16 protein-coding genes are annotated in these 19,305 nt (G+C 65.2%); 8 read left to right on the top strand and 8 right to left on the bottom strand.

Translation table 11 applies throughout. The features are described from left to right. Nucleotides 1-23: 23 nt before the first annotated feature. From AC0WRY_RS04390 to AC0WRY_RS04375, 4 genes are all read left to right on the top strand, one after another. On the top strand, nt 24-1,550 hold the full coding sequence (locus tag AC0WRY_RS04390) for an acyl-CoA synthetase (protein WP_194405838.1): 1,527 nt from the start codon (nt 24-26) through the stop codon (nt 1,548-1,550). A 151-nt stretch (nt 1,551-1,701) separates the two neighbouring features. Further along, a complete protein-coding gene (locus AC0WRY_RS04385) occupies nt 1,702-3,465 on the top strand; it encodes a flavin-containing monooxygenase (RefSeq protein ID WP_194405837.1) in 1,764 nt (587 codons plus the stop codon). 126 nt (nt 3,466-3,591) lie between these two features. Next, nucleotides 3,592-4,569, top strand: coding sequence for a peptidyl-alpha-hydroxyglycine alpha-amidating lyase family protein (locus tag AC0WRY_RS04380; RefSeq protein ID WP_194405836.1), 978 nt, complete (start codon nt 3,592-3,594; stop codon nt 4,567-4,569). Nucleotides 4,570-4,783: 214 nt separating this feature from the next. Then, nucleotides 4,784-5,341: an HNH endonuclease gene (locus AC0WRY_RS04375; protein ID WP_194405835.1), complete on the top strand. Its 558-nt coding sequence runs from the start codon at nt 4,784-4,786 to the stop codon at nt 5,339-5,341. A 15-nt stretch (nt 5,342-5,356) separates the two neighbouring features. Here AC0WRY_RS04375 and AC0WRY_RS04370 read toward each other — a convergent pair whose 3' ends face one another. After that, entirely contained in the window at nt 5,357-6,238 is an 882-nt protein-coding gene (locus tag AC0WRY_RS04370) for a DMT family transporter (RefSeq protein ID WP_194408164.1), read from the bottom strand. 149 nt (nt 6,239-6,387) lie between these two features. Here AC0WRY_RS04370 and AC0WRY_RS04365 point away from each other — a divergent pair, with 149 nt between their 5' ends. The 3 genes from AC0WRY_RS04365 to AC0WRY_RS04355 all read left to right on the top strand — a co-directional run bounded on the left by AC0WRY_RS04365 (nt 6,388) and on the right by AC0WRY_RS04355 (nt 9,422). Continuing rightward, a complete protein-coding gene (locus AC0WRY_RS04365) occupies nt 6,388-6,609 on the top strand; it encodes a dodecin (RefSeq protein ID WP_194405834.1) in 222 nt (73 codons plus the stop codon). A gap of 183 nt (nt 6,610-6,792) precedes the next feature. Continuing rightward, nucleotides 6,793-8,697, top strand: a complete 1,905-nt coding sequence (locus tag AC0WRY_RS04360; protein ID WP_194405833.1) for a diguanylate cyclase domain-containing protein — start codon at nt 6,793-6,795, stop codon at nt 8,695-8,697. A 134-nt stretch (nt 8,698-8,831) separates the two neighbouring features. Beyond that, nucleotides 8,832-9,422 carry an HAD family hydrolase gene (locus tag AC0WRY_RS04355; RefSeq protein ID WP_194408163.1) on the top strand — a complete coding sequence of 197 codons (591 nt, stop codon included), beginning with the start codon at nt 8,832-8,834 and terminating at the stop codon, nt 9,420-9,422. 12 nt (nt 9,423-9,434) lie between these two features. Here the strand turns inward: AC0WRY_RS04355 and AC0WRY_RS04350 are convergent, their stop codons facing one another. The 7 genes from AC0WRY_RS04350 to AC0WRY_RS04320 all read right to left on the bottom strand — a co-directional run bounded on the left by AC0WRY_RS04350 (nt 9,435) and on the right by AC0WRY_RS04320 (nt 18,043). Then, complete coding sequence (locus AC0WRY_RS04350; protein ID WP_491122716.1) at nt 9,435-10,697, bottom strand: MFS transporter; 1,263 nt, start codon at nt 10,695-10,697, stop codon at nt 9,435-9,437. Between the two features lie 42 nt (nt 10,698-10,739). Further along, complete coding sequence (locus AC0WRY_RS04345; protein WP_194405832.1) at nt 10,740-11,708, bottom strand: ABC transporter ATP-binding protein; 969 nt, start codon at nt 11,706-11,708, stop codon at nt 10,740-10,742. Continuing rightward, a complete protein-coding gene (locus tag AC0WRY_RS04340) occupies nt 11,705-12,700 on the bottom strand; it encodes an ABC transporter ATP-binding protein (RefSeq protein WP_194405831.1) in 996 nt (331 codons plus the stop codon). The genes AC0WRY_RS04345 and AC0WRY_RS04340 overlap by 4 nt, the downstream gene beginning before the upstream one ends. Next, nucleotides 12,700-13,617, bottom strand: coding sequence for an ABC transporter permease (locus AC0WRY_RS04335; RefSeq protein ID WP_194405830.1), 918 nt, complete (start codon nt 13,615-13,617; stop codon nt 12,700-12,702). Before AC0WRY_RS04335 ends, AC0WRY_RS04340 begins: the two co-directional genes overlap by 1 nt. Then, on the bottom strand, nt 13,583-14,542 hold the full coding sequence (locus AC0WRY_RS04330) for an ABC transporter permease (protein ID WP_194405829.1): 960 nt from the start codon (nt 14,540-14,542) through the stop codon (nt 13,583-13,585). Before AC0WRY_RS04330 ends, AC0WRY_RS04335 begins: the two co-directional genes overlap by 35 nt. Nucleotides 14,543-14,572: 30 nt before the next feature. After that, nucleotides 14,573-16,363: a peptide ABC transporter substrate-binding protein gene (locus tag AC0WRY_RS04325; protein WP_194405828.1), complete on the bottom strand. Its 1,791-nt coding sequence runs from the start codon at nt 16,361-16,363 to the stop codon at nt 14,573-14,575. Nucleotides 16,364-16,624: 261 nt separating this feature from the next. Further along, on the bottom strand, nt 16,625-18,043 hold the full coding sequence (locus tag AC0WRY_RS04320) for a M20 family metallopeptidase (protein WP_491122715.1): 1,419 nt from the start codon (nt 18,041-18,043) through the stop codon (nt 16,625-16,627). A 283-nt stretch (nt 18,044-18,326) separates the two neighbouring features. Here AC0WRY_RS04320 and AC0WRY_RS04315 point away from each other — a divergent pair, with 283 nt between their 5' ends. Then, nucleotides 18,327-19,298: a S1C family serine protease gene (locus AC0WRY_RS04315; protein WP_194405826.1), complete on the top strand. Its 972-nt coding sequence runs from the start codon at nt 18,327-18,329 to the stop codon at nt 19,296-19,298. The last annotated feature ends 7 nt before the right edge of the window (nt 19,299-19,305 follow it).

The raw sequence follows: 19,305 nt of genomic DNA, 5'->3' as shown, positions 1-19,305 counted from the left end.
TGCGAGCGGAACAAGGACAGGCCATGATCATCAGCGGCGAACGCCGGATCGGCTATGACGAGATCCAGGCGCGCATCAAACGCGCGGCGAGCGGGCTTCGCGAGATGGATCTTGCCGAAGGCGCGCCAGTCGCCATGATGCTGCGCAACGATTTCGCGCTGTTCGAAGTGGTTGCGGCCTCTGCCGCGCTCGGCAGTCCGGTGGTGCCGATCAACTGGCATCTCAAGGCCGAGGAAGTCCGCTACATCCTGACTGACAGCGGCGCGAAGATCCTGGTTTGCCATGCCGACCTGCTGCCGCAGATCCGCGCCGGGATCCCCGACGACGTCCGCCTGCTCGTCGTCGCAAGTCCGCCGGAGCTTGCGGCGACGTTCGCCCTTCCTCCGGGGTTGACCGAGGTTCCCGCCGGACTGACCGATTGGGACCGCTGGCGCGACGGCCACACCGAAACCCAGGAGGCGCCGCGCCGCGCCGCCGCGATGATCTATACGTCGGGCACCACGGGCATGCCGAAGGGCGTGCGGCGCATGCCGATGCCTCCCGAGCAGGCCGCCGCCTCCGAGCGCGTCGGCGCCATCGCCTACGGCATCAAGCCGCGCGAGGGCCAGATCGTGCTGATCAACGGGCCGATGTATCATTCGGCGCCGCATTCCTACGGCATGATGGCGTTCCGCAACGGCTGCACCATCGTGCTGCAGGCGCGGTTCGACGCCGAGGAACTCTTGGCGCTGATCGAGCGGCACCGCGTGACGCACATCCACATGGTGCCGACCATGTTCGTGCGCCTGCTCCGCCTGCCCGAGGCGGTGCGCCATCGCTATGACCTGTCGTCACTGCGGTTCGTCGTGCATGGCGCCGCGCCCTGCCCGCCCGAGGTCAAGCGGGCCATGATCGAATGGTGGGGACCGGTCATCAACGAATATTTCGGCTCGACCGAGACCGGAATCCCGGTGTGGCATTCGGCCGAGGAAGCCCTGAAGAAGCCCGGGACGGTCGGCTGCGCCATCGAAGGCGGCATCGTCAAGATCTTTCGCGATGACGGCAGCCTCTGCGGCGTCGGCGAGGTCGGCGAGATCTTCATGCGGCAGACGGCGGTGCCGGATTTCGACTATCACGGCAAGGCGCAGGCCAGGGCCGAGGCGGGGCGCGAGGGTCTCGTCAGCGTCGGCGATGTCGGCTATCTCGACGAAGACGGCTATCTGTTCCTGTGCGACCGCAAGCGCGACATGGTGATCTCGGGCGGCGTCAACATCTATCCCGCCGAGATCGAGAGCGTGCTGATCGGAATGCCCGGCGTGCGCGATTGCGCCGTCTTCGGCGTCCCTGACGCGGAATACGGCGAGCGGTTATGCGCCTGCATCGAGCCCGACAGCGGCGCACAGCTCTCCGCCGGCGCCGTACAAGGCTGGCTGCGCGACCGGCTGGCCAACTTCAAGGTGCCGAAGGACGTTCAGTTCCTGGATGCGCTGCCCCGCGAGGCGACCGGAAAGATCTTCAAACGCAAGCTGCGCGATCCCTATTGGGCTGACCACAAGGCGGGCGGGCCTTAGTTCACCGCCGAAGCCCGGCCAGGGCATCGCCGGCACATTCCGTCCGAGCAGTGCCATATGCCGGCATCGCTGGGGTCGCCGGCTTTTGGCGGCCCGCGAAACAGGATAGCTTCGACCCGAGGAAACGCCGCGAAGACGGCCACGAGGTCGCATGCTGGACAGGACGAAGGATATCGCCGCATCCGCGCAGGCCTGGCTCGATGCATTCGAGCGCACGCTGGGCAAGCCCGAGCCCGATGCGCTCGGCCATCTCTTCCTCGCCGACAGCTTCTGGCGCGACGCGCTGGCGCTGAGCTGGAACCTGCAAACGCTCGCCGGCCGCGACACGATTGCGCAAGCGCTGGCCGCGCTCGCGCCCAGAGCGTCACCAACCGATTTCAAGATCGCGCCCGACCGCGCACCGCCGCGCTGGGTAACGCGCGCCGGCACCAATACCATCGAGGCGATCTTCAAGTTCGAAACCGCGATCGGGCGCGGCAGCGGCATCATCCGGCTCATTCCGGATACCGCTGACGGCGACCGTCTGAAAGCGTGGACACTGCTGACCGCGCTCGAGGAGCTCAGGGGATTCGAGGAGCGGCTCGGCACCTCGCGACCACGCGGCCAGGCCTATTCGCGCGATTTCCGCGGGCCGAACTGGCTCGATCTGCGCAACGCCTCGCGCGACTATGCCGACCGCGATCCGGCCGTGCTGGTGGTCGGCGGCGGCCAAGCCGGGCTTGCGATCGCAGCGCGGCTGAAGCAATTGCAAGTCGACACGCTGATCGTCGATCGCGAGACGCGGATCGGCGACAATTGGCGCAAGCGCTATCATGCGCTGACCCTGCACAACCAGGTGCAGGTCAATCATTTGCCCTACATGCCGTTTCCGCCGAGCTGGCCGACCTATATCCCCAAGGACAAGCTCGCCAACTGGTTCGAAGCTTACGTCGACGCGATGGAGCTGAACTTCTGGACCGGCACCGAATTCGAGGGCGGCGCCTATGACGAGGCGAAGGCATGCTGGACGGTGACATTGCGGCGCGCCGACGGGGGCAAGCGCACCATGCAGCCACGCCATGTCATCATGGCGACCGGCGTCAGCGGCATTGCCAACATTCCTGCTATTCCGACCCTCGACAATTTCAAGGGGACGCTGCTGCATTCCAGCCGCTACGAGGACGGCGAGAGCTGGACCGGCAAGCGCGCGATCGTCATCGGCACCGGCAACAGCGGCCACGACATCGCGCAGGATCTCTATTCCAGCGGCGCCGAGGTGACGCTGGTGCAGCGCTCGCCCACCCTCGTCACCAATATCGAACCGTCGGCGCAGCTTGCTTATGCCACCTACAATGAGGGCACGCTCGAGGACAACGATTTGATCGCGGCCTCGATGCCGACGCCGCTCGCGAAGAAGACGCACGTCATGCTGACCGAGCAGTCGAAACAGCTCGACAAGGAGCTGCTCGACGGCCTTGCCCGCGTCGGCTTCGAGCTCGATTTCGGCGAGGCCGGAACGGGGTGGCAATTCAAATACCTCACCCGCGGCGGCGGCTATTATTTCAACGTCGGCTGCTCCAATTTGATTGTCGAGGGCAAGATCAGGCTCAGGCAATTTGCCGACATCGAGAGCTTCGTCACCGAAGGCGCACGGATGAAGGACGGCTCGACCCTTGCGGCCGACCTCGTCGTGCTCTCCACCGGCTACAAGCCGCAGGAATACCTCGTGCGAAAGCTGTTCGGCGATGCCGTCGCCGACCGCGTCGGCCCGATCTGGGGCTTTGGCGACGGCTTCGAGCTGCGCAACATGTACGCGCGCACTCGGCAGCCCGGCCTCTGGTTCATCGCCGGCAGCCTCGCGCAATGCCGCATCAACTCGAAATTTCTCGCGCTGCAGATCAAGGCGATCGAGGAGGGAATTTTGGGGCGGACGTAATCACAGTCGTCATTCCGGGACGCGCGTAGCGCGAACCCGGAATCCATGGAGACTCCGGGACCCGCGGCCCAATGGATTCCGGGCTCGCGACTTCATCGCGCCCCGGAATGACAAGAGGAGAGATCAGTGCCAGCCATTCTCGGCAGCGGCGAGCATCGCTATCGCGTCGTCGACAACTTCGCAAAGTTGCCGGGCGGCTGGCAGCTCACCGACGTCGCCTCGGTCGCGGTCGACAGCAAGGACCGCGTCTACGTCTTCAACCGCGGCGCTCATCCGATGGTCGTCCTGGACCGCGAGGGCAATTTCCTGCGCAGTTTTGGCGAAGGGTTGTTCTCGCGCGCGCACGGCCTGCACATCGACGCCGACGACAATCTCTATTGCACCGATGACGGCGACCACACCGTGCGCAAATGCACCACCGACGGCAAGGTGCTGCTGACCATCGGCATCCCCGCAAAACCGTCGCCGTTCATGAGCGGCGAGCCGTTCCACCGCTGCACCCACACTGCGCTGTCGCCGAAGGGCGAGATCTACGTCTCCGACGGCTATGGCAATGCGCGCGTGCATAAATTCACGCCGGACGGGAAGTTGATGACGAGCTGGGGCGAGCCGGGCACCGATCCTGGCCAGTTCAACATCGTGCACAATATTGCCACCGATCCCGACGGCTGGGTCTATGTCGCCGACCGCGAGAACCATCGCGTGCAGGTGTTCAACGGCGAAGGCAAATACGAGACGCAGTGGAACAATTTGCACCGCCCTTGTGCGCTGTGCTGCTGCGGCGGAGCGAAGAGCCCGACCTTCGTGATCGGCGAGCTCGGCCCCGGCATGGCCGTCAACCGCAAGGTGCCCAATCTCGGCCCGCGACTGTCGATCGTGGACGCCAAGGGCCAGCGCATCGCACGGCTCGGCGGCGAGGACGGCCCGGGCATTGCCAGCGGCAAATTCCTGGCGCCGCACGGCATCGCGCTGGATTCGAAGGGCGACATCTATGTCGGCGAGGTCGGAGTCACCGACTGGAAGACCAGCTTTCCGGACGAGGAGATGCCGGCAACGGTGCGCGCCACGCGATGCCTGCAGAAGCTGGAGCGGGTACGGGAGTAGCTGCCACGGCACGTCACGACGTGCAGAGGCAGGCAGTTCCGCGCCCGCCGCATGCCTCCGCCAGATCGCGGCTTTTTGTGCGCCTTCGCCACCCCGGCGCCGCATTGCTTGCGCCCGAATAAGTCGCTCAACGGGCTTCACAATCCCGTCACGCTGCATGTAGTATGTCAACACATGCTGCTTCGCAGCGTATATTGGAGGCCGGGAGCGTTACTTGAACGCACATGTCTCGCAAGGCAGTTGGCCGGTGTTGGTGCTGAATGCGGACTTCCGGCCGCTGAGTTACTACCCGCTGTCTCTTTGGTCGTGGCAGGACGCGATCAAGGCGGTGTTCCTCGACCGCGTCAACATCGTCGCTCACTACGATCAGGCGGTCCACAGTCCGACGCTGCAAATGCAGCTGCCGAGCGTCGTCTCGCTCAAGTCCTTCGTCAAGCCGACCACCCACCCCGCCTTCACCCGTTTCAACGTCTTTCTGCGCGATCGTTTCGCCTGCCAATATTGCGGCTCGCCCGAAGACCTCACCTTCGATCACATCATCCCGCGCAGCAAAGGCGGCCAGACCACCTGGGAGAACGTGGTCGCGGCATGCTCGCCGTGTAACCTGCGCAAGGGCAATCTGACGCCGGCGCAAGCAAGAATGTTTCCGCGCCAGAGCGCGTTTGCGCCGACCGTGCACCAGCTCCACCGCAACGGCCGCCTGTTTCCGCCGAACTATCTGCACGACAGCTGGCTGGATTATCTCTACTGGGATACGGAGCTGGATCCGTAGGAGGCGCCGGCGCCCTCACCCCCGCTGCAGGGCCAGCGTCACGCCGCCGAGCGTGAGCGCCATCGCCGTCCATTCGCGATAGCCCAGTGGCTCGCCGAGAATGATGGCGGCGGAGACGACGCCGATCACGGGTACGATCAACATGCCGGTCGAGGCCGTGGTCGGTGGCAGACGGCGCAGCGTCTCGAACCAGGTGACGTAGCAGATCCCCATTGGCACCAGCGTCATGTAGACGAAGCAGCCGAGCCCCAGCGGGGTGATCGCGGTGACGTCGGGACGCTCGAACGCGACGCCGAGGATCAGCATCGTGGCGCAGCCGAGCCCGACCTGCCAGGCGACGACGACCAGCGGCGGCATCGGCAGCGGCTTGCGGTTGAGCACGTTGCCGAGCGCGAACAGGATGGCGCAAGACAGCGCCAGCACAATACCCAGCAGCTTGTCGGCGCCGAACGCAAGACCGTTGCCGCTCAGGAGCAGCGTGACGCCGGCGACACCGAGGACGAGCCCGAAGATATCGCGCGGGGCCGGCCGTGCATGCAGCGCCGGCCAGGCGAACAGCATCGCCCAGATCGGCATGGTGTAGGCGAGCAGGGCGCCCTCGCTCACCGTCACGTACTTCATCGCGACCGTGCCGAGCCCCATCCAGGCAAAGACGTTGGTGAAGGTCGCGAACACCAGCCGCGGGATCGCCTCGCGCGGAACGACGAACGATTCCTTCCGGCTCAACACCAGGGCACCAAGGATGAGCGAGGCGCAAACACCCGCAAGCCCGCGCGCGAACAAAGGCGGCCATTGCTGCAGCAGCAGCTTCATCAGCGGCCAGTTCAACGCCCAGCCGAAGGCCGTGACACCGAGGCAGAGAGAGCCGATCATCCTGTCGCGTCGTGCGGGATCCATGGATTGCGCATAGCAGGCGGCCACCGGCCGCTCCACCTCGGCCGGCGCATGCAAGCCATCGCGCAGAACGGAACTGGACCGCCCGGCGCCCGTTCAGATGAGAGCACGGCGCGTGGGCGCGTGCCGCAGTGCAACCGAGGGAGACCATCATGCCTGCAGCCGAGAAGGACCATGTCTACAAGATCCTGGACCTGGTCGGATCGTCCGAGACCTCGATCGAGGACGCGATCAAAAATGCGGTCAGCCGCGCGTCGAAGACCATTCGGGAGATGAAGTGGTTCGAGGTTGTGCAGACCCGCGGCCACATCGAGAACGGCGCCGTCCGCCACTATCAGGTGACGCTGCGCGTCGGCTTCACGCTGGAGGAATGACGCGGCTGATTTCGACGGGAACCATCTCGCGCCGTCCGCCGTGAACATCCACCGGCCGCAAGGCGATCGAGAGATATCCACGACGGTCCCCGGTAGAGTACGGACCCTGCGCAATCATCGCAAATATTGCAACAGGCCGTTAAGGTCAAAGTGAGAGGTTTGCTCCGATTTGGAGCAAGCCCGATGGTGACGAGTCGCGAACTCGGCAAGACGCGCCTTCCGCTCTGGGCGGCTGGGTTCGTCGTGCTCATCTGCGTGGCGATCCTCGGCATGAGCATCTGGCGCGAATGGGAGGCACGCAATGCCGAGCTCAGGAGTGCCGAGATCGACGTCGCCAACCTCGCCCACTCCCTGATCCAGCATGCGGACGACACGTTCGAACTGGCCGACACACTGCTGGTCGGACTGGTCCACCGGCTCGAAATCGACGGGATGGGTCCGGACACGATCACGAAACTCCAGGCCTATCTGCCGACACGCAAATCATCGGACCGTATCCGCGGCATCTTCGTCTACGATGCCACCGGCCGCTGGCTTGCCACGACGGAGCGCCTCGACTTCTCCAAGCTCAACAACAGCGACCGCGAATATTTCCAGCGCCATCGCGACTCCCCGGAGACGGGCACGCTGATCGGGCGGCCCGTCAAGAGCCGCGCCGGGGGCCAGTGGATCATCACGGCCTCGCGCCGGATCAACGATGCCGACGGCGGCTTCGCCGGCGTTGCCCTGCTCACGATCGACGTCAGCTATTTCGCGAAATTCTACCAACGGTTCGACTTCGGGCCGAACGGCTCGGCATCGCTGCTCAACACCAGCGGCATCCTGCTGGCGCGCAGCCGCGACGAAGGCGACACCTTCGTCGGACGCGACCTGTCCAACACGCCGCTGTTCAGGGAGTGGGGAAGCCGACCCGCGGCGGCGATCTACTATTTCACGTCGCCGCTCGATGGCGTGAGGCGGCTGAGCTACTATCAGCGCAGCAGCCGCTACCCCCTGATGGTGCTCGCGAGCAAGTCGCAGGACGACGTGCTGGCTCCGTGGCGAAAAGCGGCCGCCGCACGCATGACCTTCGTCCTCGGCCTCGTCCTGTTGATCGCGGTGATCGGTTTCCTCCTGGTCCGTCAGTTGCTGCAGCGGCAGCGGACGGCACAGGCGCTGGTCGCCCAGGAAGCGAACTTCCGCCTGTTGGCAGAGCAGTCCAGCGACATGGTGACCCGGATCGGACTGGACAACCAGTTGCTCTACGTGTCTCCCTCATGCGTGCGCATCACCGGCTGGTCGCCCGAGGAACTGCTGGGCACCTCGTCGCTCGCCGGCATTCATTCCGACGACACGGAACGGGTCGAGCAGGCCGTCACCGCGCTGAAGAACGGCGAAGCGGAGGAAGCGCGGTTCGTCTATCGCCAGCGTCATCGCGACAAGGGCGAGATCTGGGCCGAGGCTGCACTGCACGTGACGCTGGCGTCGGACAGCGGCGAGATCGACGGTGTCGTCGCAGTCGTGCGCGACATCACCGAGCAGAAGGACCTGCAGGACAAGCTCGCCTCGCTTGCAACGACCGACGGCCTCACCGGCCTCGCCAACCGGCGCGCCTTCGACGAACGTCTCGCCGACGAATGGGCGCGCGCGCGGCGCGACGACACACAGCTTTCGCTGCTCCTGATCGACGTCGATCATTTCAAGAAGTTCAACGACCATTACGGGCACGTGGCGGGCGATGGTTGCCTGCGTGCCATCGGTCGGATTCTGTCTGCCCATGCCAAGCGCCCGGCCGACCTCGCGGCGCGCTACGGCGGGGAGGAATTCGCCGTCCTGTTGCCCAATTCCGACGCCGCCGGTTGCGCCGAGGTCGGTGAAGGGATCCGCCGGGCGCTGCACGAGCTCGCGCTGCTGCACGTGCAAAATCCGCCCAGCCGGCTGGTCACCGCCAGCGTCGGCGCTGCAACCGCTCGTCCGGCCCAGGCCACGACGGATTGCAGCACGCTGGTCGCCGCCGCCGACCGCGCGCTCTACGCTGCCAAGGACAGCGGCCGTGACCGCCTGGTGATGTCGGGACAGGTCGTCCCCTGGCCAGCCAAGACTGCGTGACACGGATCCGCCCTCGCCTTCTCGCATCCGTTTGTCGCCTGCGGCCTGACGGGATATGAGTCCGGGCCCGGCCGGGCGCCGGCCGACCCGAGAGTGCTGCCGTGACCGATACAATCAAGCTCGTCCTGTTCGACATGGACAACGTCCTCTGCGGCTACGACAGGGGCAAGCGTGTCGCGTGTCTCGCGGAGCTTGCGGGATCGACCAGCGACGCCGTCTACAAGGCGATCTGGGACAGTGGATTCGAGCTGCTCGGCGATTCCGGCGCGCTCGACGCCGCCGACTATCTGCGCGGCTTTGGCGAACGCATCGGCTATCCGCTATCGCTCGACGAATGGGTCGAGGCGCGGCGCCGCTCGATGCAGGCGGATCGCGCGATGCTGGAAATTGCCGCGAGCTTACGCAAAACCGTCGATATCGCCGTGCTGACCAACAACACCACGCTGGTCGCGGACCACATCGACACGCTGCTGCCGGAGCTGCGTCCGCTGTTCGGCGCGAACATCTACACCTCGGCCCAGTTCAAGACCGCGAAGCCGGACCCGCGCTGCTACCGTCTCTGCCTGTCCGAGCTGCAGGTGGTGCCCGCGACCGTTCTCTTCATCGACGACCTCGCGCAGAATGTCGCCGGAGCGAAGGAAGCCGGTCTCCTGGCGCATCATCACACCACGCCGGAGGCTCTGAGGCAGGCGCTCGCGAAGCACGGCCTGCTCGCGGCGTCATGAGCAGAGGCCGGATCAGGCAAGCTCCGCGCCGCGCCGCTCTGGAACCAGCGCGAGCAGCGCCACGACATCCAGCAAATAGAGCAGCGCCAACGCACCGATCGCCGTCGGAAAGCCGTAGGACGCGCTGATCAGGCCGACCACCAGCGGACCGAACCCCGCGACCGCGCGGCCGATATTGAAGAACACGTTTTGTGCAGTCGCCCGCGAAGCGGTCGGATAGAGCTCGCTCATCAGCGCGCCATAGCCGCCGAGCATGCCGTTGACGAAGAAGCCCATCACGGCTCCGCCGACCAACAGCGCGGTGGCGGCAGTCAATTGCGAATAGACCAGCACCATGACGGCTGCGCCCAGCATGTAAGTGAGAAACGCAGGTCGGCGACCGAAGCGATCGGCCGCATGGCCGAACAGAAAGATGCCAAGCGCCATGCCGGCAATGGTGACGGAGGTCCAGACTGCCGATTGGGTGAGGCCATAGCCGAACCGCGTCGAGAGATAGTTCGGCAGCCAGATCATGATGCCGTAATAGCCGAAATTCTGCACCGAGCAGAGGATGACCATGGCAAGGCTGATCTTTGCCGTCTCTCTGTCGGCGACGAGCGCGCGAAGCGAGGCGACGGCATCCGTCGTCGTGGCCCGACGAGCCAGAAAGATGTCGGGCTCGTGCAGCCTGCGCCGGATCACATAGGCAGCCAGAGCCGGAAACAGCCCCACCGCGAACATGCCGCGCCAGCCGATGAGGGGCAGGAGCACCGGCGTCACCAGCGCCGCACAGAGCACGCCGAATTGCCAGCCGAGACCGACATAGGAGGTCGCCCGCGCCCGCTTGTCCGACGGCCAGGCCTCCGCGACCAGCGCCATGCCTATGCCGAATTCGCCGCCGAGCCCGATGCCTGCGATGGCCCGGTAGATCATGAGATCCCAATAACCCTGAGCCAAGGCGCATAGTCCCGTGAAGACCGCAAACAGGACAATGCTCCAGGTCAGGACGCGGACCCGCCCGAGCCGGTCGGATAGCAGGCCGAAGACGAAGCCACCGAGCACCGCCCCGACCAGTGTCGCGGTCACCAGCGAAGCAGCCTGCGGCTGCGTCAGATGAAGATCCCTCGAGATCGCCGTCAGCATGAAGCCCAGGATGAGCAGATCGAACCCATCCATGCCGTAACCCAGCGCAGATCCCCACAACGCCCGGCGCGCATCGGCGCCGATTTTAGTGGCTCGAGTCGAAAGCAGCTCCGCTTCAGTCATGATGAGACCGGTATCATGGATCTGACTCACGTTCCCCTCCCCGCACCAATCCGTCGCAATCGCCTGCCGGCGTCAGGCCAGATGACACGCCACGAAATGCCCTCCAGCGCCCTCCTTCAGCACGGGCGCGCTCTCGGCGCAGCGCGGCTGGGCAATCGGGCAGCGGGTGTGGAAGTGACAGCCCGACGGCGGCTTCATCGGGCTCGGCACGTCGCCCTTGAGGCGGATGCGCTCACGCTTCAGCTTGGGATCGGGCACCGGCACCGCCGAGAGCAGCGCCCGGGTGTAGGGATGCTGCGGGTTGCGGTAGAGGTCGCTCGCTTTCGCCAGCTCGACGATGCGTCCGAGATACATCACCGCGACGCGGTCGGAGATGTGCTCGACCACCGAGAGGTCGTGCGCGACGAAGAGATAGGTGAGGTTCAGCTCGGCCTGGAGGTCTTCCAGCAGGTTGATGACCTGGGCCTGGATCGACACGTCGAGCGCCGAGACCGGCTCGTCACAGACGATCAGCTTCGGCTCGACCGCGAGCGCGCGCGCGATCACGATGCGCTGGCGCTGGCCGCCCGAGAATTCATGCGGATAGCGCCGCATATGCTCGGCCTTGAGCCCGACCTTGACCAGGAGTCCCGCGACACGTTCCTCGCGCTCTTTCGCGGACGATGCGAGATTGTGGATGGTGAAGGCCTCGCCGAGGATGGCGCCGACCGTCATGCGCGGATTGAGCGAGGCGAAGGGATCCTGGAACACCAGCTGCATGTTCCGCCGCATCGCGCGCAGATCATTTCCGCCGAGCTGACGCACGTCCTGGCCGTCGAAGACGACCTCGCCGTCGGTCGGCTCGATCAGGCGCAGCACGCAACGTCCCGTCGTCGACTTGCCGCAGCCGGATTCGCCGACGAGACCGAGCGTTTCGCCGCGGTTGACCGAGAACGACACGCCGTCGACCGCATAGACGGTGCCGACCTGGCGCGACAACAGGCCGCCGAGCACGGGGAAATGTTTCTTCAGGCCGCTGACGCGGAGCAAGGGTTCGCTCATGACGCGGCTCCCAGGTTCGGATCCCCGAGATGACAGGCCATGCGGTGACCCGGCGCGATCTCGCGCAGCAGCGGCTCCTTCTCGGTGCAGACATTCATGGCGAACTTGCAGCGCGGCGCAAAGCGGCAGCCGACCGGCGGATTGATCAGGATCGGCACCGAGCCGCCGATCGCCTCGAGCCGCGTCTTGTGCTCGCTGTCGAGATCGATGCGTGGGATCGAGCGGATCAGGCCTTGCGTATAGGGATGGCCGGGATGGTCGAAGAGGTCGTCGACGGGCGCCTCCTCCACGACCTTGCCGGCATACATCACGACGACGCGTTGCGCGGTTTCGGCGACGACGCCCATGGCATGGGTGATCAGCATCACCGCCATGCCAAAGCGCTCCTTCATGTCCTGGAGCAGGTCGAGGATCTGGGCCTGGATGGTGACGTCGAGCGCCGTGGTGGGCTCGTCGGCGATGATCAGCTTCGGCTTGCAGGCCAGCGCCATCGCGATCATCACGCGCTGGCGCATGCCGCCGGAAAACTGGTGCGGATAATTGTGCACCCTGCCTTCGGCGTTGGGGATCTGCACCAGCTTCAGCATCTCGATGGTGCGATCGAGCGCCTGCTTTCTGGTCACGGCCTCGTGGCGGCGCAGGCTCTCGGCGATCTGCTCGCCGATGGTCAGCACCGGGTTGAGCGAGGTCATCGGCTCCTGGAAGATGAAGCCGATCTCCTTGGCCCTGATCTCGTCGAGCTGATTGCTGGTCAGCGGCACCAGGTCGCGGCCCTCGAAGATGATCTGGCCCGCCGCGATGCGGCCCGGCGGCATCGCGATCAGCTTCAGGATCGACATCGCGGTGACGGTCTTGCCGCAGCCGGACTCGCCGACGACGCAAAGCGTCTCGCCCCGGTTGATGGAGATGTCGACGCCGTCGACGGCCTGCAGGATGCCGTCATCGGTGGAGAAGTGGGTCTTCAGTCCCTTGATCTCGAGCAGCGGCGCCATCAGATCACCCGTCGCGCATCGAGCGCGTCACGCAGACCGTCGCCGATGAAGTTGATGGCCACCACCGCGATGAAGATCGCGCCGCCCGGGAACAGCGCCCAGTGCGGGCCGATGTCGAGAAAGTCCTTGGCGTCATACAGCAGCCGGCCCCAGGTCGGCGTATCCGGCGGAAAACCGAGGCCGAGGAAGGACAGCGTCGATTCCGCGATGATCGCGGCGGCAACGTCGATGGTGCCGGCGATGATCACCGGGCCGAGCGCATTGGGCAGGATATGCCGCACCACCTGCCGCACCGGGCTGGCCCCGAGCGCGCGTGCAGCCTCGACGAACTCCTTCTCGCGAATCGACAGGAATTGCGCGCGCACGAGCCGCGCCACCGGCATCCAGCGCAGCCCCCCGATCACGAGCACGATCAGGATGAAGATGCCGCCTTCGGGGCCGAACACCTGTTTCAACCCGTCGCGGAACAGGTAGATGAGCAGGAGCAGCAGCGGCAGTTGCGGCAGCGACAGGAAGAGGTCGGTCAGCCACATCAGGCCGTGCCCGAGCGCACCGCGCGACATGCCGGCGAGCGCGCCGATCAGCGTGCCGATGAAGACCGAGACCAGCATCGCGGCGAGGCCGACCGCGAGCGAGATGCGGCCGCCATAGATCATGCGCGCCAGGATGTCCTGCCCGAGATCGTCGGTCCCGAACGGATGGGCGAGCGACGGCCCCTGCATGCCCGCGACGATGTCGATGTCGTTGATCTTCACACGCCACACGAACGGCCCGGCCACGACGGCGAGAACCAGAATGAGGAGCAGGAAGGCGCTGACGACGGCGAGCTTGTGGCGGCTGTAACGCCGCCACGTCTCGCGCCAGGGCGAGTAGACGCGCCGCTCAGCGGAGGGAGATGCGAGGGTCAAGCCAGCCATAAAGCACGTCCGCGATGAGATTGAACAGCACGACGAGACACGCGAAGACGAAGGTGACGGCCATCACCACCGGCGTGTCGTTGGAGAGGATGGAGGAGATCAGCAGCGAGCCGATGCCGGGGATGCGGAAGATCTGCTCGGTGACGATGGCGCCGCCGAACACCGCGGGCATCTGCAGCGCGATCAACGTCACGACCGGGATCATGGCGTTGCGCATCACGTGCTTGACGATGACCTTGGCCTGCCCGAGCCCCTTGGCGCGGGCGGTGGTGACGTAGTCGAGCCGGATCACGTCCAGCATCGCCGAACGCACGAACCGCGTCATCGACGCCGCCTGGAACAGGCCGAGCACCGCCACCGGCATGATCGCCTGGCGGATCATCTCCAGCACCCAGTGGATGCCGGTGGCCTTGATGTCGGTGGTATAGACGAACGGCAGCCAGTCCAGCGTGACCGAGAAGATCAGGATGAACAGGATGCCGGTGAAGAAGGTCGGCAGCGAGAAGCCGACGAAGGCGAGCGTGTTGGCGATCTGGTCGAACAGCGAATAGGGCTTGGTCGCGGCATAGACGCCGACCGGGATCGCGATCAGCAGGGCCAGGATCTGCGCCGAGCCGATCACGTAGAGCGTGGCCGGCAGGCGCTGCAGGATGAGCGTGTCGACGTTCATCCGGCTGACGAAGGAGAAGCCCCAGTCGCCGTGCAGCATGGCGCTGAGCCAATGCAGGTAGCGAAGATGGATCGGATCGTCGAGGCCGAACTTGGCCCGAAGTGCGGCCTGCACTTCGGGCGGAACGTTCGGATTCGTCGCCAATTCGGAGAAGGGATCGCCGGGCGCAAGCGCCAGCACGAAGAACAGCACGGCCGAGATTCCGAGCAGGCTCGGAATCGCGATCAGCAGGCGACGTAGAACATATTGACTCATGAGGGAAAGCCCCCGTCTAGCGCTGGGGGATCATTCCTCGCGGTACCAGTCGAACAGATTGTCGGTCTCGTTGGCCCAGCCGGAAACGACCGGCCGCAGGTTGTTGGCGGCCGCCTCGACCTTCAGGCGATGCTGCACCGGGATGAACACCGTGTCCTGGTACATGAGGTCATTGGCCTTGATGTAGAGCGCAGCACGCTTGACCGGATCCATCTCGCCGTCCGCGGCCTGGATGGTCGCGTCGTACTCCTTGTTGACCCAGCGCGGGAAGTTGGTGCCCTGCCACTTGTTCTCCTTGGTGGCGACCAGGGTCGAGAGATAGCGGCGCATGTGCTGCGACGGATCCGGCTGGCTCAGCGGGATCTGGAACATCTCCATGTCGGCGTAGAACTTGGAGTAGGTGTCGGGATTGCCGACGTCGGAGGAGAAGAACACCGAGGCGACGACCGATTTCAGCTCGACGTCGATGCCGGCCTTCTGGCAGGCCTGCTTGACGATCGCCTGGGTCTTCTGGCGCGGGCCGTTGATCGAGGTCTGGTAGACGAGCTTGAGCTTCTTGCCGTCCTTCTCGCGGATGCCGTCGGCGCCCGGCTTCCAGCCGGCATCGTCGAGCATCTTCGAGGCCTTCTCGATGCTGAATTCCCACGAGGTGTTCTTGGACACGAATTTTTCGGGCCCGTTGAGGAAGTTCGCGGTGGTGCGGCCGGCGCGGCCGTAGATCGCCTTCTTGACCGACTCGCGATCGATCAGCAGCGAGAGCGCCTTGCGCACCGCCGGATCGGAAAACAGCGGGTGCTTGGTCTTGATCGACGAGCGTTCGCCGTCGACCTCGGTGTTGGGATCGGTGAAGTTCAGTGCGATGAATTCGGTGTCGCCGCCGACGGCATAGACGGTCTTTCCCTTGCCGCCCTTCTCCAGGCGCAACAGCACGTCGTCCTCGACCTGGATGTTCCAGCCGAAATCATACTCGCCGGTCTGGATCACCGCACGCGCGGCCGAGACGGCGTCGCCGCCGCCCTTCATCTCGACCGAATCGAAATAGGGACGGTTCGGCATGTGATAATCGGGGTTGAGCACGCCGCGAACGAGATCGCCCGGCTTGAACTCGACGAACTTGTAGGGGCCGGTGCCGACCGGCGAGAGGTTGGTCGGCGCCTCGCGCGACTTGGACCCCGTGTAGTCCTTGAACAGATGTTTCGGGATGATGGTGTTGGGCGCCCCGACGAAGGCGTCGGCCCAGAACGGCGTCGGCTTGTTGAAGACGATGCGCACCGTGAGCTCATCCACCTTCTCGACCGTGATGTCGCGGAGCGTCGCGATCGTCAGTGCGGAGGTCGCCGGATCCTTGGCGTATTCCCAGTTGAACACGACGTCGTCAGCCGTGAACGGCTGGCCATCGTGCCACTTCACGCCGGGCTTCAGCTTCCAGGTCACCGACTTGCCGTCGGCGGCGAGCAGGCCGTTCTGGATCGACGGAATCTCCGCCGCCAGCACCAGCTTCATGTTGCCGTCGGGATCCCAGCAGGCGAGGGGTTCATAGAACAGACGCGCACCGTCCTGGTCCTTGGTGCCGGTGGCGAAATGCGGATTGAGCAAGGTCGGACCCTGCCACCACAACAGCTTCAGCGCACCGCCGCCGCCGCGCTTGGTCGGCTTGTAGGTCGAGGCGCCCTCCGCCATGGCGACGCCGCCGAGCGCGAGGATCTGGTTGGCCAGGGGGGCGGTGAGGCCGACCGCGGCCATGTGCTTGATGAAGGCGCGGCGATCCATTCGCCCGTCCTTCACCTGGCCGATCATCGAACGCAGTTCTTTATCCAGCATGGTTGTCCCCCGTCTGGTTCCCATCGTGATGAAGACGGCCGTGATAAGGAGCCGCCCAATTAGCTGGCAGTAGATGGCACACCGAATGGGGGGCGCGTCAACTGGGACCGTGTGTATGCAAACGGTCTTCTGGCTGTCCGTTGGGCAAAACTGCGTTCTGCAGCCCATCCGTTCGGCAATCCAGCATCAAAACATGCTGGATTGCACGCTGCACTGCGAAAAATTTGTTCGCCGGATCAGACGAAATGTCGAGGCGAAATTCTACGCCACGGACATGTCGAGCGGCGGCTCAACGTGGTCCGGCAGCGGACAGACATAAGGTGTCTTGGCCGTCCGCTTCTTCAAATCGGCCTTCGCCGCCTTGATCAGCTCCGGATCCGACAGCGCCTTGATGCCGAGACCGGCCATCGCCTTGGCCGCCTGCACCATGGCCTTGTGGGCATGCGGGCTCTTGCCCTGCGCCACCACCTGCCAGGTGTGGAAGGGCGTGCCGATTGCAACCGTCGGTGCGTGAACCTGCACGGTCGGCACCACCCAGCTGACGTCGCCGACGTCGGTCGAGCCGACCAGCGGGTTGCGTTTGGCATCGAGCGGCACCAGGAAGTCGGCCAGCGGCCGATCGGTCGGCTCCATGCCGATCGCGTAATAGACGGACGCGATGTCCTTGTCGCTCAGCGTCGCGCGGATCTGGCCGGCAAAGCTCTTGTCGGCATCATCGAAATGCGGCGGTCCGAGCTCTTCCATGACCCGGTGCAGCGCCTGCTCCAGCGGCGCGTTCGGCAGGATGTTGGAGACCGCGGAGATGATCTTCATCTCCACCTTGGTTTCCGTCATCAGCGCCGCGCCCTGCGCGATCTTGGACACGCGCTCGACCAGCTCGTTCATGCCGGGAAGATCACGTGCGCGGATCGAATAGCGCACCCGCGCATGGGCCTGCACCACGTTGGGTGCGATGCCGCCGGTGTCGAGCAACGCATAATGCACGCGCGCATCGCTCGGCATGTGTTCGCGCATGTAGTTCACGCCGACATTCATCAGTTCCACCGCATCGAGCGCGGAACGGCCGAGATGCGGCGAGGCCGCGGCATGCGAGGTGCGGCCGGTGAAGATGAAGTCCGCACGCGTGTTGGCGAGCGACGGCGTCACCGCGACCTCCCAGAAGCTGTGCGGATGCCAGGTGATCGCGATGTCGGCGTCCTCGAACGCGCCGGAGCGCACCATGAAGGCCTTGGCTGCGCCGCCCTCTTCAGCCGGGCAGCCATAATAGCGCACGCGACCGGGCACCTTGTTCTGGGCGAGCCAGTCCTTCACCGCGGTCGCGGCGAGCAGCGCGGCGGAACCGAGTAGATTATGACCGCAGCCATGGCCGTGTCCGCCGGCTTCGATCGGACGATGCTCGGCGACGCCCGCTTCCTGGCTGAGGCCGGGCAGCGCGTCATATTCCCCCATGAAAGCGATGACCGGACCGCCCTCGCCCCACTCGCCCATCACCGCGGTCGGAATGCCCGCGACCTTCTCGGTGATGCGGAAACCTTGATGGCGCAGCTCGGCGAGATGTTCGGCGGCGGACCGCGCCTCGGTGTAGCACACCTCGGGCATGCCCCAGACCTTGTCGCTGAGGTCGATGAAACGCGCCTTGATCGTGTCGATGCCACGCCAGATGTCGCTGCGGTTGTCCATGCTTCGATCCGTGATCCCTTGGTCAAACGAAGCGGCAATGGTTAGCAGCTTCACTGCACGGCGCCTAGCACCTCGCCGGACACCAGCCATGCGGCACGTGCCGGATCGAGGGGACGCCTGCCGCCGTGCGCGTTCCCCGCGCCTTTCGAAGATTTCACGCGGCGTTCTCACGAATAGTTGGGGAACGAGGCTTTCAAGACGGCCTCCCCCGGCCTAAATTATGCGTGCGTCGCGCGCCGCTCTGCAGCAATCCCGGAGCGATGCACTCAGCCAGGAGAACTCCATGACCACCCTGACCGAATGGAGAGTGCCGCCGGCCAACCAGCCGCGTGCGAGCGACTACGGTTTCGATCTCGACCGCGCGCTCGCATCCGTCGTCGGCCTGCACGCCATCATCCCGCCGGACGCCTTCAGCGCCGAAACGCTGGGCACCGAGCGCGCGGGCAACGGCGTCGTGATTGATGACGGCCTCGTGCTCACCATCGGCTATCTCATCACCGAGGCGGAATCGGTGTGGCTGCATCTCGCTGACGGACGGGTGGTCGAAGGGCATGCGCTCGGCTTCGATTCCGTCACCGGCTTCGGCCTCGTGCAGGCGCTCGGTGCGCTCGACGTCGAGCCCTTGCCGCTCGGCAACTCGGCAGCAACCCGAATCGGCGACCGCGTCGTGGTCGGCGGCACCGGCGGCCGCACGCGCTCCGTCGCGAGCCAGATCGTGGCCAAGCAGGAATTCGCCGGCTATTGGGAATACCTGCTGGACGAAGCCATCTTCACCTATCCCGCGCATCCGAACTGGGGCGGCACCGCGCTGCTCAACGAGCGCGGCGAGTTGATCGGCATCGGCTCGCTTCAGCTGGATCGCGAACGCGACGGCAAGGCCGAGCACGTCAACATGATCGTGCCGATCGACCTGTTGAAGCCGATCCTGGAAGATCTGCGCAAGTTCGGCCGCGTCAACAAGCCGGCGCGGCCATGGCTCGGGCTGTTCTCGACCGACATCGACAACCGCGTAGTGGTGATCGGAATCTCCGCCAACGGCCCGGCCGCGCGCGCCGAGCTCAAGACCGGCGACGTCATCCTCGCCGTCGACGGCGACAAGGTCACGAGCCAGACCGAATTCTACAAGAAGATGTGGTCGCTCGGCGCCGCCGGTGTCGACGTGCCGCTGACCGTGCACCACGAAGGCGTCACCTTCGACGTCACGGTGACCTCGACCGATCGCTTCAAGCTGTTGAAGGCACCGAAGCTGCATTGACTCCCCG

The organism is Bradyrhizobium sp. T-12, assembly GCF_058314695.1.
This window is presented reverse-complemented; position numbering and strand designations above follow the sequence as displayed.